General features: G+C 62.4%; 14 protein-coding genes and 1 pseudogene. 11 read left to right on the top strand and 4 right to left on the bottom strand.

Features of this window, described 5'->3' with window-relative positions; translation table 11 throughout:
- A pseudogene (locus tag P3C29_RS18935) lies at window positions 1–236 on the top strand (IS481 family transposase); the annotation flags it as partial.
- Between the two features lie 810 nt (window positions 237–1,046).
- Here the strand turns inward: P3C29_RS18935 and P3C29_RS18930 are convergent.
- Together P3C29_RS18930 and P3C29_RS18925 are read right to left on the bottom strand one after the other, a co-directional pair.
- Entirely contained in the window at window positions 1,047–1,532 is a 486-nt protein-coding gene (locus tag P3C29_RS18930; RefSeq protein WP_201123651.1) for a GFA family protein, read from the bottom strand.
- A 34-nt stretch (window positions 1,533–1,566) separates the two neighbouring features.
- Complete coding sequence (locus tag P3C29_RS18925) at window positions 1,567–2,478, bottom strand: LysR family transcriptional regulator (protein ID WP_169388189.1); 912 nt, start codon at window positions 2,476–2,478, stop codon at window positions 1,567–1,569.
- 128 nt (window positions 2,479–2,606) lie between these two features.
- Between P3C29_RS18925 and P3C29_RS18920 the strand changes: the two genes are divergently transcribed.
- From P3C29_RS18920 to dctM, 8 genes are all read left to right on the top strand, one after another.
- Complete coding sequence (locus tag P3C29_RS18920; RefSeq protein ID WP_275965170.1) at window positions 2,607–3,425, top strand: MaoC family dehydratase N-terminal domain-containing protein; 819 nt, start codon at window positions 2,607–2,609, stop codon at window positions 3,423–3,425.
- 31 nt (window positions 3,426–3,456) lie between these two features.
- On the top strand, window positions 3,457–4,620 hold the full coding sequence (locus P3C29_RS18915) for an acyl-CoA dehydrogenase family protein (protein WP_169388190.1): 1,164 nt from the start codon (window positions 3,457–3,459) through the stop codon (window positions 4,618–4,620).
- 10 nt (window positions 4,621–4,630) lie between these two features.
- A complete protein-coding gene (locus P3C29_RS18910; protein ID WP_275965169.1) occupies window positions 4,631–5,980 on the top strand; it encodes an MmgE/PrpD family protein in 1,350 nt (449 codons plus the stop codon).
- Between the two features lie 9 nt (window positions 5,981–5,989).
- A complete protein-coding gene (locus P3C29_RS18905; RefSeq protein WP_169388192.1) occupies window positions 5,990–7,186 on the top strand; it encodes a CaiB/BaiF CoA-transferase family protein in 1,197 nt (398 codons plus the stop codon).
- Window positions 7,187–7,200: 14 nt separating this feature from the next.
- Entirely contained in the window at window positions 7,201–8,016 is an 816-nt protein-coding gene (locus P3C29_RS18900) for a CoA ester lyase (RefSeq protein WP_010169755.1), read from the top strand.
- A 237-nt stretch (window positions 8,017–8,253) separates the two neighbouring features.
- Window positions 8,254–9,237, top strand: coding sequence for a TRAP transporter substrate-binding protein (locus P3C29_RS18895; RefSeq protein WP_010169754.1), 984 nt, complete (start codon window positions 8,254–8,256; stop codon window positions 9,235–9,237).
- A gap of 174 nt (window positions 9,238–9,411) precedes the next feature.
- Window positions 9,412–10,044 (top strand): TRAP transporter small permease, encoded by a 633-nt coding sequence (locus P3C29_RS18890; protein WP_275965168.1) that lies wholly within the window; start codon window positions 9,412–9,414, stop codon window positions 10,042–10,044.
- Complete coding sequence (dctM, locus tag P3C29_RS18885; RefSeq protein WP_010169752.1) at window positions 10,044–11,324, top strand: C4-dicarboxylate TRAP transporter large permease protein DctM; 1,281 nt, start codon at window positions 10,044–10,046, stop codon at window positions 11,322–11,324. The genes P3C29_RS18890 and dctM overlap by 1 nt, the downstream gene beginning before the upstream one ends.
- 46 nt (window positions 11,325–11,370) lie before the next feature.
- Here dctM and ampC read toward each other — a convergent pair whose 3' ends face one another.
- On the bottom strand, window positions 11,371–12,522 hold the full coding sequence (gene ampC / locus P3C29_RS18880) for a class C beta-lactamase (RefSeq protein ID WP_275965167.1): 1,152 nt from the start codon (window positions 12,520–12,522) through the stop codon (window positions 11,371–11,373).
- A gap of 132 nt (window positions 12,523–12,654) precedes the next feature.
- Between ampC and P3C29_RS18875 the strand changes: the two genes are divergently transcribed.
- Window positions 12,655–13,533, top strand: coding sequence for a LysR family transcriptional regulator (locus P3C29_RS18875; RefSeq protein ID WP_275965166.1), 879 nt, complete (start codon window positions 12,655–12,657; stop codon window positions 13,531–13,533).
- A gap of 25 nt (window positions 13,534–13,558) precedes the next feature.
- A complete protein-coding gene (locus tag P3C29_RS18870) occupies window positions 13,559–14,452 on the top strand; it encodes a LysR family transcriptional regulator (RefSeq protein WP_169388196.1) in 894 nt (297 codons plus the stop codon).
- Here P3C29_RS18870 and P3C29_RS18865 read toward each other — a convergent pair whose 3' ends face one another.
- Window positions 14,453–15,028 carry a DUF1349 domain-containing protein gene (locus tag P3C29_RS18865; protein WP_201123658.1) on the bottom strand — a complete coding sequence of 192 codons (576 nt, stop codon included), beginning with the start codon at window positions 15,026–15,028 and terminating at the stop codon, window positions 14,453–14,455.
- Between the last annotated feature and the right edge of the window lie 5 nt (window positions 15,029–15,033).

Below are 15,033 nucleotides of genomic sequence, written 5' to 3'. Positions count from 1 at the left end.
CCTGGGCTTATCCGGAGACGCTTTTGGAGTTTGAGTACGGGCCGGACGATTTAAAGGCCAAGGTTTATCACAGTCGATTTAAGTTTCAGAAGCGCTACTTCAGGATCGCCAAAGGCCTGGCTGGACATCACGTTGCACTACGTCCGAACACTGAAAGTGACGGGCTGTTTGATGTCTATTTCTGCCATCACTTTTTGCGAACGATCGACGTGAAGCAGCCTGATTACGGTTCATAATGTGTCAACCATGTCCCCGTACATGTGTCCACCATGTGTCCGGTCCGTACAAAAAGCSSCAAAGTAACCAAARSGCTCTGCCCCGCCTGTCGGCRCCTCGCCTAGGCTCGGYGTTCCCTCACTCCGGCRYTGCTCCGCGGGCCGCCGCGATGGGCCATCCCTGGCCCAGCGCGGCTAAACCGGCGTCCTGCCGGTTTACCCGCTCCGCACCACCTGCGTTCGGCCTCGGGCTTATTGGGGCAGTCAGAGCCAGATCAAGATCAAAAGCAAGAGCACAGCGGCCTACAGGCCGGCTTGAGTGGTAGAAGCCAGATCAAAAGCCAAAGCAGAGCCGCTTTTCTGTAGGAGCCGGCTTGCCGGCGAAAAACCTGAGAACGCCGCGTTGAATCAGGATGCCTACGTCATCGTTAACGACCATCGCCGGCAAGCCAGCTCCTACAGGGGATCGTGGCCGCTTTAGATTTTGATCTTGCCTTTGCTTCACACCACTCAAGCCGGCCTGTAGGCCGCTGTGCTCTTGATCTGCTTTTGATCTTGATCTTAGGCGCCCCGTTAAACCACGCTGGCCGAACGCAGGCTTTGGAGCGTGGGTAACCCGGCAGGACGCCGGGTTAGCCGCGCTGGGCCAAGGATGGCCCATCGCGGCGGCCCACGGTCCAAAGCCGGAGTGAGGGCACACCGAGCCTTAGCGAGGTGCCGAGTGGTGGGGCAAGAGCGTTTTGCTTACTTTTGCGCTTTTCAAAAGTGAGCCGCCGTAAGGGCGGAACCCATATCAGCCATCACCCAAATAACGGATATTCACTCAATCAATCAACCCAGCCCCAACCGCTCATGCCACTCGGCAATCGACTCCTTCGGATACTCATCAAACCGCAAATCCCCCGGCCGAACACTCACCTCAACCCAGGGCGCCTTCGACCCCAGCATCAAATGCGTATGCTCCGGCGGCACCGGCAACGGCGTATCAATCGCCGAAGCAAACGGATGAATCAACTCCGGCCACTCCGGACTGAACAACCACAACCCCGACCCACACTGCGAACAAAAATGCCGCTCGGCCGTGCTCGCATGCGCCCGGCTATCCCCCGGTCCCTTCATCCGCGCGTGATAAACCGAAATCAACTTGCGCCCCCGCACCTTCAGGCTTTTAGCGTCGCCCCCAAGGTTGATCGCATACCCGCCACCCCCCTGGGTCTTGCGACAAATCGAGCAGTAACACCGCTGATAGGGATACGGATGCGCACTCTCAAGACTGAACGTAACCGCGCCGCAATGGCAGGAACCTTCAAGCTGCATGACCTGATCTCCTTCGCAAAAGATGAACGTTAGCTTAGGCGCCCGGCAGCCGAGGCGGTTCCATCTCCGGCATCAAGGTCGCGATCAACGCACGAATGGTCCCCGGCAACGCCTCCAGCTCCCGCACCAGGATGCTGCGCTCGCGCACGGCCCAGACCTCATCCAGCCTGACCGTCACCAACTGCATGGTCCGGCTGTGCCGCACCGCCGCCGACTCGGGAATGATGCCGATCCCGACGCCAGCCTCGACCATCCGGCAGATCGCCTCGAAGCTCGACATCTGGATGCGCAACGACAAGTGTTTGCCCAGCCGTTCCACGTGCTCCCGCAGGAAACTCAGCAACGTGCTGCCGTCATGCAGGCCGATATGCTGATAGGCCAGGGTTTGCTCCAGCGTCACCGAAGGCAGGGCCGCCAGGGGATGCCCCACCGGCACCGTGAGCACCAGGTGGTCGGTGCTGAAATGCAACACCTGCAAGCCCGACGCCTCCACCGGGCCGGCGATGATGCCCATGTCGCTGGTGCCGTCGAGTACGCCGCGCACGATGTCACGGGACAACCGCTCCTGCAGGTCCACGGTCACGCCGGGGCGCTGGGACAGGAAGCCTGCCAGCACTTCCGGGAGAAACTCGGTCACCGCCGTGGTGTTCGCGAAGATGCGGATGTGCCCGGCCGAATCGATGCCGTATTGGGTGAACTCGCTTTTCAGGTAATCCACCTGGCGCATGATCAACCGCGCGTGGTGCAGCAGGCGTTCGCCCGCCGGGGTGATTTCCACGCCACGGCTGTCGCGGTACAGCAGTCGGGTGTCGAGTTGGCCTTCCAGGGCCTTGATCCGCGCGCTGGCGGCGGCGGGCGAGAGGAACGCGCGCTTGGCACCCTGGGTCAGGCTGGGGGATTCGGCGATATGGATAAACAGGCGTAAGTCCGCCAGATCAAAGTGCATGGAAGGCTCCGGTTGCGGTCAGCGGCGTTCAGCATAGCCGAACGCTGCTTTATTGAAATGCAAATTCTCAGAACGGCTACGGCCCAGCATGATCCGGTTCAGATTCCCTGCCCGAGGACATGCACCTGATGAGCGCCACAGACTGGATCGGCCGTAGCGAAACAGCCCACGACCACTTGAGCCACAACCTGCTCAAACGCATCGCCGCCACCTTTGGCGAAGCTGTACCGGCGGAGGGCGAAGCGGTGCCGCCCCTGTGGCAATGGTGCTTTTTCCAGGACCCGCTGCCCGAGTCCGCCCTGGGCGGCGATGGCCATCCAGCCCGTGGCGGCTTCCTGCCGCCGGCCGATAACCGCAATCGCATGTGGGCCGGTGGGCGTATCGAGTTCTTCCATGCGTTGCGGGCCGGTGAGTCCGCCACCCGGGTGTCGACCATCACCCAGGTGGAAGAAAAAACCGGCCGCACCGGTTCGTTGCTGTTCGTCACCGTGCGCCATGACTATTCCCAGGACGGTCGCCTGGCCCTGCGCGAAGAACAGGACATCGTCTACCGCGAACCCACGCCGCCCAAGCAGGGCAGTGGTGATGTGCTGCCTGAAGGCGCCTGGCGCGAAGCGGTCGACCCGACGCCCACCCTGTTGTTTCGCTACAGCGCCGTGACCTTCAACGGCCACCGCATCCATTACGACTACCCCTACGTCACCGGCACCGAAGGTTACTCGGGGCTGGTGGTGCACGGGCCGCTGATCGCCACCCTGAGCCTGCGCGCCTTTTGCCGCGCAAACCCCGAGGCCACGTTGCGCCGTTTTTCGTATCGCGGCGTGCGCCCATTGATTGCCCCGCAACCCTTTGAAGTCGGCGGGCGTATCACCGGGCCTGGTGTGGCTGAACTCTGGGCGGGCAACGCTGACGGCCTGGCCCAGCGCGCCGAACTGCATTTCGAATAAACCTCCAAGAACAACAGGCGGAGAGCCGTTAATGAACCCGAATGACAACGAAGAACTGAATGCCATCCGCGAAGGCGTGCGCGCCCTGTGCGCCGAATTCGACGCTGCTTACTGGCGCAAGGTCGACGAAGAAAAAGGCTTCCCCGAAGCCTTCGTCAAGGCCCTGACCGACGCCGGATGGCTGTCGGCAATGATCCCGGAAGCCTACGGCGGCTCCGGCCTCGGGCTGGCGGAAGCCTCGGTGATTCTGGAAGAAGTGAACCGCTGCGGCGGCAACTCCGGCACCGTCCACGGCCAGATGTACAACATGTTCACTTTGCTGCGCCACGGCAGCGAAGCGCAGAAAAGCTTCTACCTGCCCAAGCTCGCCAACGGCGAACTGCGCCTGCAATCGATGGCCGTGACCGAGCCCACCACCGGCACCGACACCACCAAGATCAAGACCACCGCGGTCAAGCGTGGCGACAAGTACGTGATCAACGGCCAGAAGGTGTGGATCTCGCGGGTGCAGCATTCCGACCTGATGATCCTGCTGGCCCGCACCACGCCGCTGGCCGAGGTGAAGAAAAAATCCGAAGGCATGTCGATCTTCCTGGTCGACCTGCGGGAAGCCATCGGCAACGGCCTGACCGTGCAGCCCATCGCCAATATGGTCAATCACGAGACCAATGAGCTGTTCTTCGACAACCTGGAGTTGCCCCTCGACAGCCTGATTGGCGAGGAGGGCAAGGGCTTCCGCTACATCCTCGACGGGCTGAATGCCGAACGTACCCTGATCGCCGCCGAGTGCATTGGTGACGGTCGCTGGTTTATCGAGAAAGCCAGCGCCTATGCCCGCGACCGCGTGGTGTTCGGCCGGCCCATCGGGCAGAACCAGGGCGTGCAGTTCCCGATTGCCGAAGCGCATATCGAGATCGAAGCCGCCGACCTGATGCGCTGGCGTGCCTGTGAGGAATACGACAGCGGCGCCAATGCCGGGGCCAGTGCGAACATGGCCAAGTACCTGGCGGCCAAGGCGTCCTGGGAGGCCGCCAACGCCTGCCTGCAAACCCACGGCGGCTTCGGGTTTGCCTGCGAATACGACGTGGAGCGCAAGTTCCGCGAGACCCGCCTGTACCAGGTCGCGCCGATCTCCACCAACCTGATCCTGTCCTACGTGGCCGAGCATTTGCTCGAACTGCCACGCAGCTTCTGAGGCGCCGACCATGAGCCATACCCAAGCGCTGTGCCGGTTCCTCGCCGAGTTGACGTACGAACAATTGCCGGACGAGGTGCTCGCCCGCACCGAAGACCTGTTCCTCGACTGGCTCGCCTCGGCGCTGGCCAGCAAGGGCGCCCATCCGATCCCGTTGTTCGAGCGTTATGCGCGCACGATGGGCCCGGCCAATGGCCCGGCGCAGGTGATCGTCAACGGCGGCAGCAGCAGCGCCTATTTCGCTGCGCTGGTGAACGGCGCGTCGTCGCACCTGGTGGAGCAGGATGACCTGCACAACAGCTCGGTGTTGCACCCGGCGACGGTGGTGTTTCCGGCGGCATTCGCGGCAGCGCAAGACCTCGGCAAGTCCGGTCGCGAACTGCTGCTGGCGTCGGTGGCCGGTTACGAAGCCGGGATTCGCATCGGCGAATTCATGGGCCGTTCCCACTACCGGATCTTCCATACCACGGCCACCGTCGGCACCCTCGCGGCGGCTGTCGCGGTGGGCAAGCTGCTGGATTTCAACCAAGAGCAATTCATCAACCTGCTGGGCAGTGCCGGCACTCAGGCGGCCGGTTTGTGGGAGTTCCTGCGGGATGCCGCCGACTCCAAGCAATTGCACACCGCCAAGGCGGCGGCCGATGGTTTGCTGGCCGCCTATTTGACGGCGGACGGGCTGACCGGTGCGCGCAATATTCTGGAAGGCGACCAGGGCATGGCCGCCGGCATGTCCACCGACGCGGACCCGAGCAAACTGTCGGATCGCCTCGGCAGCCGTTGGGCGCTGCTGGAAACCTCGTTCAAGTTCCACGCCTCGTGCCGCCACACCCATCCGGCCGCCGATGCGTTGCTGGACCTGATGCAGCGTGAAGGCCTCAGCCATCACCACATCACCCACGTGGAAACCCGGGTTCACCAGGGCGCCATCGACGTGCTGGGCCGGGTGACGTTGCCGCAGACCGTGCACCAGGCCAAGTTCTCCATGGGCACCGTGCTGGGTCTGATTGCCGTGCATGGCAAGGCCGGGCTGACTGAGTTTCACGAGTTGGCGCTTAACGACGGGGCTGTGTCGGCGTTTCGCGACAAGGTCAGCATGACCCTCGACGCCGAGGTCGACGGTGCCTATCCCCAGCGCTGGCTGGGCCGGGTGATCGTGACCACGGCCGATGGCCGTACCTTGCACGGCGCCATCGACGAACCCAAGGGCGACCCCGGCAACACGCTGAACCGTGCAGAACTGGCCGATAAATTCCAGCGCCTGACCCAATTCAGCGGCGCCCGCACGCCCGCGCAAACCGGCGGGCTGATCGAAAAAGTCTGGGACCTGCGCAACGCCGTGTCCCTCGCTCACTGGCTTTAAGGAATCGTCATGACTGCTAATCAACGACCGCTGGACGGCATCACCGTCGTCAGCCTGGAACACGCGATTGCCGCGCCGTTCTGTACCCGCCAGTTGGCCGACCTTGGGGCCCGTGTGATCAAGATCGAACGCCCGGGCGCCGGTGACTTTGCCCGTGGCTACGACGAGCGCGTGCGCGGGCTGGCCTCGCATTTCGTGTGGACCAACCGCTCCAAGGAAAGCCTGACCCTGGACCTCAAGCACGATGAGGCCGGGGACATCCTGGAAACTCTGCTGGCCGACGCCGACGTGCTGGTGCAGAACCTCGCACCGGGTGCTGCGGCGCGCATGGGGCTGTCATTCGAGGCGCTGCATGAACGCTTCCCACGGCTGATCGTGTGCGACATCTCCGGCTATGGGGAGGGCGGGCCGTATGAGAAGAAAAAGGCCTACGACCTGCTGATCCAGAGCGAAGGCGGCTTCCTATCTGTGACCGGTGGCCCGGGCGAGGACCAGATGGCCAAGGCCGGCTGTTCGATCGCCGACATTTCCGCCGGGATGTATGCCTACAGCGGCATCCTCTCGGCGTTGCTGCTGCGGGGCAAGACCGGGCAGGGCAGCCGCATCGACGTCAGCATGCTGGAAAGCCTGGTGGAGTGGATGGGCTACCCGATGTACTACGCCTTCGACGGCGCACCCCAGCCACCGCGGGCGGGTGCGGCGCATTCGACGATCTACCCGTACGGACCATTTCCTACCGGCGACGGCGGCACGGTGATGCTCGGGTTGCAGAACGAACGCGAATGGGCGGCGTTCTGCGACAAGGTGCTGCTCACGCCTGGGTTGGCCACTGACGAGCGTTTCTCGGCCAACTTCAAGCGTTCGGAAAATCGCGACGTGCTGCGCCAGATCATCGTCGACAGCTTCGCGCAAATGAGCGCCGAAGGCGTGATCCAGCGCCTGGAAGACGCGCAAATCGCCAGCGCCCGGGTCAACGACATGCAAGGCGTGTGGGATCACCCGCAGCTCAAGGCCCGGGACAGCTGGCGCGAAGTCGACAGCCCGGCGGGCAAGTTGCCGTCGTTGCTGCCACCGGCGCGCAATGCCGCGTTTACCCCAAGGATGGACGCGGTGCCGGGGCTGGGACAGCACAGCCAGGGGATTCTCGACCAGTTGGGTTATTCCGCTGAAGCCATCGACAGCCTGCGTGCACGCGGCGTTATCTGATAAGGAATTGAACGATGCCAACCTCTCTTGTGCGTTCTGCGCTGTTTGTACCCGGCAGCCGACCGGAACGGTTTGCCAAGGCCCTGGCCAGTGGCGCCGATGCGGTGATTGTGGATTTTGAAGACGCGGTGGAAGAGCCGCTCAAGCGTCAAGCCCGGGACAACCTCGGGGTGTTTTTGCAGGCGACGCCGGCGGCGCGGGTGTGGGTGCGGATCAATGCGCCTGAGCATCCTGAGCATTTTGCCGATGTGGCGTTCTGTCAGGCCCATGCCGGGGTCGCGGGGGTGTTGCTGCCCAAGGTTGAAAGCGCGGCCCAGGTGGCCGTGGTGGCCGCCACGGGCAAGGCGATCTGGCCGATCATCGAGAGTGCACGTGGCTTGCTGGCGGTGGCGGAAATCGCCCATGCGCCGTCGGTGGAACGCCTGTCATTCGGCGGCCTGGACCTGGCGCTGGACCTGAACCTGAGCAGCAACTCCCCGGCCGCTCAATTTGCCCTGGACCAGGCGCGCCTGGCCTTGATCGTGCATTCCCGCGCCGCCGGGCTGGTGGCGCCGCTGGACGGTGTGCACCCGGCCATCGACGACCCCGAGGGCCTGCGCCGCTCGATTCGGCATGCCTATGAAATGGGCTTTGCCGGCGCGCTGTGTATCCATCCCAAGCAGGTGGCGGTGATTCATCAGGCGTTGGCCCCCAGCGCCGAGGATCTGGCGTGGGCGAAACGGGTGGTGGAAGCCGGTGCCCATGGGGCAGGGGCCTATCAACTGGACGGGCAAATGGTCGACGCACCGGTGTTGTTGCGGGCCCAAAGATTATTGGCCGCACAACCGTAAACATGTGGGAACGGGCTTGTGTGGGAGCCGGGCTTGCCCGCGATGGGATCAACTCGGTTTGTCTGAAGCACCGAGGTGCCTGCATCGCAGGCAAGCCAGCTCCTACAGTTGATCTCGGTTGTCAGCCAGGTCGGCGTTCGTCCACGCCGAACGCAGGTATCTAAAATTCGAAATTCTCTATACGCGTGACATCAGGCACCTTGCCCTCATCACACAACAATAAGAAGGTGATTTTCCATGCTCAAGCTTTCTCGGGCGCTGCTCTGCGCCGCCACCTTGTTTGCCGCGGGCCTGGCCCAGGCGGCCGACCCCATCGTGATCAAGTTCGCCCACGTTGTCGCTGAGAACACCCCGAAAGGCCAGGGCGCGTTGCTGTTCAAGAAGCTCGCTGAAGAACGCCTGCCTGGCCGGGTAAAAGTCGAGGTGTACCCCAACTCCTCGCTGTTCGGCGACGGCAAGGAAATGGAGGCGCTGCTGCTGGGGGACGTGCAGATGCTGGCGCCGTCCCTGGCCAAGTTTGAGCAATACACCAAGCAAGTACAGATCTACGACCTGCCGTTCCTGTTCAACGACCTGGCGGCGGTCGACCGCTTCCAGGCCGCCCAGGGCAAGGCGCTGCTGACCTCGATGCAAGACAAGAACATCCTCGGCCTGGCCTATTGGCACAACGGCCTCAAGCAACTGTCATCGAACAAGGCCCTGCATGAACCCAAGGATGCCCGTGGCCTGAAGTTCCGCGTGCAGGCTTCCAGCGTGCTCGAAGAACAGTTCAAGGCGATCCGCGCCAACCCGCGCAAGATGAGCTTTGCCGAGGTGTACCAGGGCTTGCAGACCGGCACCGTCAATGGCACCGAGAACACCTGGTCGAACTATGAAAGCCAGAAGGTCAACGAAGTGCAGAAGTACTTCACCGAGTCCAACCATGGCCTGATCGACTACATGGTGATCACCAACGCCAAGTTCTGGAACGGCCTGCCGCCGGACGTGCGCACCACCCTGGACCAGATCATGGTGGAAGTCACCGTCGAGGTGAACAAACAGGCCGAAGCGCTGAACCAGTCGGCCAAGCAGAAGATCATCGACGCCAAGACCAGCGAAATCATCGAACTGACGCCTGAGCAACGCCAGCTCTGGCGCGAAGCCATGCGCCCGGTATGGCAGAAGTTCGAAGGTGAAATCGGTGCCGACCTGATCAAGGCGGCGGATGCGTCGAACCAGTAATCGATTGCTGAAAAAAACCGACTCCTGTGGGAGCGGGCTTGCCCGCGATGGCGTCACCTCGGTGTTCCTGAAAGACCGAGTCGCGCGCATCGCAGGCAAGCCAGCTCCCACATTGATCCGGTTTCGTCAGTGACTTGTCGTGAATATCCCCGTCCAGTTTCGCGAGGTTTTGCCATGCAAACGCTAAGGCGCGTCTGGGAGCATCTGGAGGAAGGCGTTATCGCCATCCTGCTGGCCGCCATGACCCTGGTGACTTTTGTCTACGTCATGCTCAACAACATCTACACGCTGTTCTTTTCCCTTGCCGATAAATGGGCGTGGAGCAGCGGATTCTTTAACGCCCTGGGTGACCACACCATGGGCTGGGCCCAGGACATGACCTGGAGCGTAGCGCTGACCAAGGCCATGTTCGGCTGGCTGATTTTCTTCGGTATCTCCTACGGCGTACGTACCGCCGGCCACCTGGGGGTGGATGCGCTGGTCAAGCTGACGCCACGCCGGGTGCAGCGCGTGCTGGGCATGCTGGCCTGCCTGTGCTGCCTGGCCTACGCCGGGCTGTTCATGGTCGCCAGCTACAAGTGGCTGACGGCGGTGACGACCGCGCACATCGGCGCCGAAGACCTCGACAAGTTCGGCATCGATGTCAGCGACATTGTGGTGATCGTGCCGATTGGCTTTGCGCTGGTGTTCATCCGCTACCTCGAAATCTTCTACCGCATCTTCACTCACCGCCAAACCGGGCTGGGCCTGGCCGACGAAGCCGGTGAAGCCAGCAAGTTGGCCGGCAGCCATGAGGAGCGTCACTGATGGCCGTTCTGTGTCTGTTTTTGCTGCTGTTCGTGTTCATGTTCCTCGGCGTGCCCATCGCGATTTCCCTGGGTTTGTCGGGCGCGGTGTCGATCCTGATGTTCAGCCCGGACTCGGTGAGTTCGCTGGCGATCAAGCTGTTTGAAACCTCGGACGCCTACACCTTCCTGGCGATTCCGTTCTTCCTGCTGTCGGGTGCGTTCATGACCACCGGCGGCGTGGCGCAACGGCTGATCGACTTTGCCAACGCCTGCGTCGGGCACATCCGGGGCGGCCTGGCGATTGCCGCCGTGTTGGCCTGCATGCTGTTTGCCGCGCTGTCGGGTTCATCGCCTGCGACGGTGGCCGCGGTGGGGTCGATTGCCGTGGCGGGCATGGTGCGCTCGGGCTACCCGAAGGAATTCGGCGCCGGGATCATCTGCAACGCCGGTACCCTGGGCATCCTGATTCCGCCGTCGATTGTGATGGTGGTGTATTCGGCGGCCACCGAAACATCGGTAGGCAAGCTGTTCATGGCCGGGGTGATTCCGGGCCTGCTGCTGGGCTTGATGCTGATGGTCGCGATCTACATCGTTGCGCGCATCAAGAAGCTGCCGGCTCAGCCTCGGGCGACCTTCCGCGAGTGGCTGACCTGCGCCCGCCGGGCATTCTGGGGTTTGCTGCTGTTGGTGATCATCCTGGGCGGCATCTACAGCGGCATGTTTACGCCGACTGAAGCGGCGGCGGTGGCGGCGGTGTATTCGGCGTTTGTCGCGCTGTTTGTCTACAAGGACATGAAGATCAAGGACTGCCCCAAAGTCCTGCTGGAGTCCGGGCGCCTGGCGATCATGCTGATGTTTATCATCGCCAACGCCATGCTCTTTGCCCACGTGCTGACCACTGAACAAATCCCCCAGGAAATCACCGCGTGGGTGATCTCTGAAGGCCTGACGCCGATTGGCTTCCTGATCATGGTCAACGTGGTGCTGCTGGTGGCGGGCAGCTTTATGGAGCCGTCGGCGATCGTGTTGATCCTGGCGCCGATCTTCTTCCCGATCGCGATGAAACTGGGGATCGACCCGATTCACCTGGGGATCGTGATGGTGGTCAACATGGAGATTGGCCTGGTGCATCCACCGGTGGGGTTGAACCTGTTTGTGACCTCTGCAGTGACCGGGCTGACCCTGGGGCAGACCATCCGCGCGGCATTGCCGTGGCTGATGATCCTGCTGGTGTTCCTGATCATGGTCACCTACCTGCCGTTCATCTCGCTGGCCTTGCCGCACTGGCTGGGGATGTAAGCCACACCGAAAACAAAATGGGAGCCTTGGGCTCCCATTTTTTTGCTTATTTATCCATCGCACTCAAAATGGCATGGGCCGCTTTCACCCGTTCGGCGTTCGGGTAGTTCTTGTTCGCCAGGATCACCACCCCCAGGCCTTTGCTCGGCACGTACGCCACGTAGGCGCCAAAGCCACCGGTGGCGCCAGTCTTGTTTACCAGCGTGTCGGCATGGGGCGCTTGCGGTGGTGTCAACCAGCTGACCTTGTGGGGCTGGAAGGCCATTTGCGCCGAGTTGCCTGCAGTCAGGGCGTCCAGCGTGATCGGGTAGGGGTACATCTCCCAGCCGAGGCCCTGGGTCATGCCATCAACCGTGTAATAGCCGGTGTGGGTCGCGGCAATTGCCTGTTGCAGCGGCTTTTCCAGCTTCGCCGGGTGCATGTTCACTTCAACGTACTGAATCAGGTCCGAGGTGCTGGTCTTGATGCCGTAGGCCTCGGCGTCCAGGGCGCCAGGACCGACACGCACCGGTTTGCCGGCCTTGTCGTAACCCTGGGCGTACAGGTTCATCTGCGCCTTGGGCACGGTGATGAAGGTGTGCTTGAGGCCGAGTTTCGGCAGCAGGGTGTGCTCCATCAGCCGGTCAAACGGCTGGCCCAGGCTTTGGGCGGCGAGGTGGCCGAACAGGCCGATGCTCGGGTTGGAATACAGGCGTTGGGTGCCGGGGGCGAAATCCGGTTTCCAGTGCTGGTAGTAGCTGATCATCTTGCTGGCGTTATCGGACTCATCCGGGAATTGCAGCGGCAAGCCACCGGCGGTGTAGGTGCCGAGATTGAGCAGGCTGATGTGGTCAAACGTGTCGCCCCGCAGCGCCGGCAGGTACTGGCTGGCCGGGTCCGAGAGTTTCAGCTTGCCGTTGGCCAGCGCGTAGCCGGCGAGGGTGGCGGTGAAGGTCTTGCTCACCGAGCCGATTTCAAACAGGGTGTTTTCGGTGACCGGTTGTTTGCCGTCCTTGTTGGCGACGCCGTAGTTAAAGTATTGCGCCTTGCCGTCCTGAATCACCGCGACCGACAGGCCGGCAATATCCTGCTGCTGCATCAGGGGTTCGATGGTGCTGTCCACGACCTGGCGCAGGTCTGTGGCCGCCATGCAGTTGCCCGCGCCGAGCAATAAGGCGAGTATGCTGACTCTTGCTGCTGTTGAAGAACGTTCGTGCATGATGATCCGGCTTCCATAAAGTGATGTGTTGATGACCAATACCTGCGCGGGCGCCGCAAATTTAGGCAGATTGTACGACTTCGACAAACGATGATATCTCGCAGCAGCCATTAGAAAATTTAAGGTCAAGCCATGCTCCGCTCCCATTTGCCCCTCAACGCGCTGCGGGCCTTCGAAGCCTCCGCGCGGCATTTGAGTTTTACCCGGGCGGCCATCGAGTTGTGCGTCACCCAGGCGGCGGTCAGTCACCAGGTGAAAAGCCTGGAGGCCCAGCTCAATGTCACGCTGTTCAAACGCTTGCCCCGCGGCCTGATGCTCACCAGCGAAGGCGAAACCTTGCTGCCGGTGCTGCGGGAATCCTTTGACCGGATTGCTCAAACCTTAGGCCAGTTTGAAGCCGGGCATTACCGCGAAGTGTTGACGGTGGGCGCGGTGGGCACCTTTGCCGTGGGTTGGTTGTTGCCCAGGCTTGCGGATTTCCAGGCGCGCTACCCGTTTATCGACTTGCGGCTGTCCACCAACAACAACCGCGTTGACGTGGCTGCTGAAGGCCTGGATTACGCGATCCGCTTTGGCGCGGGCGCGTGGCACGGCACCGAGGCGTGCCAGTTGCTGGAAGCGCCGCTGACGGTGCTGTGCGTGCCACAGATTGCCCGTCAATTGCAGGCCCCGGCAGACCTGTTGAAACACACATTGCTGCGTTCTTACCGCGCTGATGAATGGACCCAGTGGTTCCAGGCCGCCGGGCTGCCGGCTGACACGCTGGTGCCGCGCAGCATTGTGTTTGACTCGTCCCTGGCAATGATGGAAGCCGCGCTGCAAGGTGCAGGTGTGGCGTTGGCCCCGGCGATGATGTTCAGCCGGCAACTGGCGACGGATGTGATTCGCCAGCCGTTCGAGGTGGGCATCACCACCGGCAGCTATTGGCTGACCCGGTTGCAGTCGCGGGCCGAGACACCGGCGATGGCGGCATTCAAGGCTTGGTTGCGCGAAGTGGCAGCACCGGTGTAAATGATCGTTCTCATAAGGAGCCCTGATGCAAACTTCCGGCGTGGACATCCGTCAACTCAAGGCCTTCGTGGTAGTCGCCGAGGAGCTCAGCTTTGTGCGCGCGGCAACTCGCCTGCATGTCTCGCAACCGGCGCTGTCCCAGACCATCCGCCAGTTTGAAGCGCTGCTGGATGTGCAGCTGTTCCTGCGCAATACCCGCAACGTGACGCTGACCGAAGCCGGCCAGGCATTGCTGGTAGAGGCCCGGGAAATCGTCAATGGCGTGACCCGTCTGGTGCGCACCGCCCAGGAGCATGCACGCGGGGTGCGCGGCTCGTTGAATATCGGTTTCCTGATTGGCGCCGGCGTGGACCTGATGCCCCAGATCCTCAGTGTGTTTGCCAGGCGCTACCCGGAGATCGAGCTGGTGGTGCGCGAGTATGACTTCGGCTCGCCCCATGCCGGGATCGATGAAGGCATGGACGTCTCGGTGCTGCGCCCGCCACTGGGACTGGCCGATATCGAGTTGCACACCCTGGTGACCGAACCGTGCGTGGCGTGCCTGGCGTCCAGCCACCGGTTGGCCGGGCAGAGCAGCGTGAGCATCTACGATGTACTGCAGGAGCCGATCATTGCCGCACCGGGAGCCGGCGTGTGGCGCAGTTTCTGGACCGCCGACGCTTACCGCGACGGTCAGCCGGCACGGATCGTCCATGAAGCCTCGACGGTGGAAACCGAGTTGCAGGCAGTAGCGTCCGAGCGCGGGATCAGCATCACCGCGCTGTCCACTGCACGCTTCTATGCACGCCCTGGCCTGGCATTCCCGGTGATCAGCGATATGCCGATGTGTGAAGTGGCTGTGGCCTTGCCGCCACACCCGAGTGTGGCGGCGCGCAATTTTGCCGAGCTGGCGATGGAAGTGGCGAGCAGCCGGCGTTAGTCAGGACAGGTCGTGCAGGGATTTGCCATTGGGCGCACTGACCTGCAGTTCGGAAAACTCCACCTCCAGCCCGCCACGTTCCGGTGTGCAGCAGTAAGGCCCGACCTGATAGGACGCGGCCACGGGGAACGGCGCCAGACGCACCAACGGCCAGCTCACGCCGTCTACCGACACCTGCACGCGCAGTACGCCCTTGGCCACCGTGACGCGAATCCAGAACGCTTCGGGGTCCCCCGGGAACACACCGGTGGCCCAGTCCGACACGCTATTGGTCAACACACTGCTCAGCAGCGTCACGCCGTCGGACAGCTCTGCGCCGATCTTCACCCAATGCGCTTCATCGACCCGCACCATCAGGCCGGCCTGGTCATACAGGTGGGTAAATTCGCTGTGGATTTTGACCTGGGCGGTAAAGTCGCCGTCGGTTTCGACAAACAGGAAATGCCCGTTGTCGCGCACAAAACCATAATGGGTTTCGCGCCAGAAATCGGTGCTGGCATCGGTGCGGACCTTGAGGCGTTCGCCTTCTCGGCTCCAGTGCCGGGGTTGATTGAGCCAGCTGGCCTGTTCAAACATCGGGA

Origin of the sequence: Pseudomonas sp. 1912-s (assembly GCF_029269205.1) — a bacterium.
In the GTDB taxonomy this organism is placed as follows: domain Bacteria; phylum Pseudomonadota; class Gammaproteobacteria; order Pseudomonadales; family Pseudomonadaceae; genus Aquipseudomonas.
This window is presented reverse-complemented; position numbering and strand designations above follow the sequence as displayed.

Bases quoted from the DNA above. Each gene is read 5' to 3' on its own strand.
- P3C29_RS18895 (WP_010169754.1), top strand. From the start codon at position 8,254: ATGCTCAAGCTTTCTCGGGCGCTGCTCTGCGCCGCCACCTTGTTTGCC.
- P3C29_RS18930 (WP_201123651.1), bottom strand. From the start codon at position 1,532: ATGCAGCTTGAAGGTTCCTGCCATTGCGGCGCGGTTACGTTCAGTCTT.
- dctM (WP_010169752.1), top strand. From the start codon at position 10,044: ATGGCCGTTCTGTGTCTGTTTTTGCTGCTGTTCGTGTTCATGTTCCTC.
- P3C29_RS18870 (WP_169388196.1), top strand. From the start codon at position 13,559: ATGCAAACTTCCGGCGTGGACATCCGTCAACTCAAGGCCTTCGTGGTA.
- P3C29_RS18875 (WP_275965166.1), top strand. From the start codon at position 12,655: ATGCTCCGCTCCCATTTGCCCCTCAACGCGCTGCGGGCCTTCGAAGCC.
- P3C29_RS18920 (WP_275965170.1), top strand. From the start codon at position 2,607: ATGAGCGCCACAGACTGGATCGGCCGTAGCGAAACAGCCCACGACCAC.
- P3C29_RS18925 (WP_169388189.1), bottom strand. From the start codon at position 2,478: ATGCACTTTGATCTGGCGGACTTACGCCTGTTTATCCATATCGCCGAA.
- P3C29_RS18890 (WP_275965168.1), top strand. From the start codon at position 9,412: ATGCAAACGCTAAGGCGCGTCTGGGAGCATCTGGAGGAAGGCGTTATC.
- P3C29_RS18915 (WP_169388190.1), top strand. From the start codon at position 3,457: ATGAACCCGAATGACAACGAAGAACTGAATGCCATCCGCGAAGGCGTG.
- P3C29_RS18910 (WP_275965169.1), top strand. From the start codon at position 4,631: ATGAGCCATACCCAAGCGCTGTGCCGGTTCCTCGCCGAGTTGACGTAC.
- ampC (WP_275965167.1), bottom strand. From the start codon at position 12,522: ATGCACGAACGTTCTTCAACAGCAGCAAGAGTCAGCATACTCGCCTTA.
- P3C29_RS18865 (WP_201123658.1), bottom strand. From the start codon at position 15,028: ATGTTTGAACAGGCCAGCTGGCTCAATCAACCCCGGCACTGGAGCCGA.
- P3C29_RS18905 (WP_169388192.1), top strand. From the start codon at position 5,990: ATGACTGCTAATCAACGACCGCTGGACGGCATCACCGTCGTCAGCCTG.
- P3C29_RS18900 (WP_010169755.1), top strand. From the start codon at position 7,201: ATGCCAACCTCTCTTGTGCGTTCTGCGCTGTTTGTACCCGGCAGCCGA.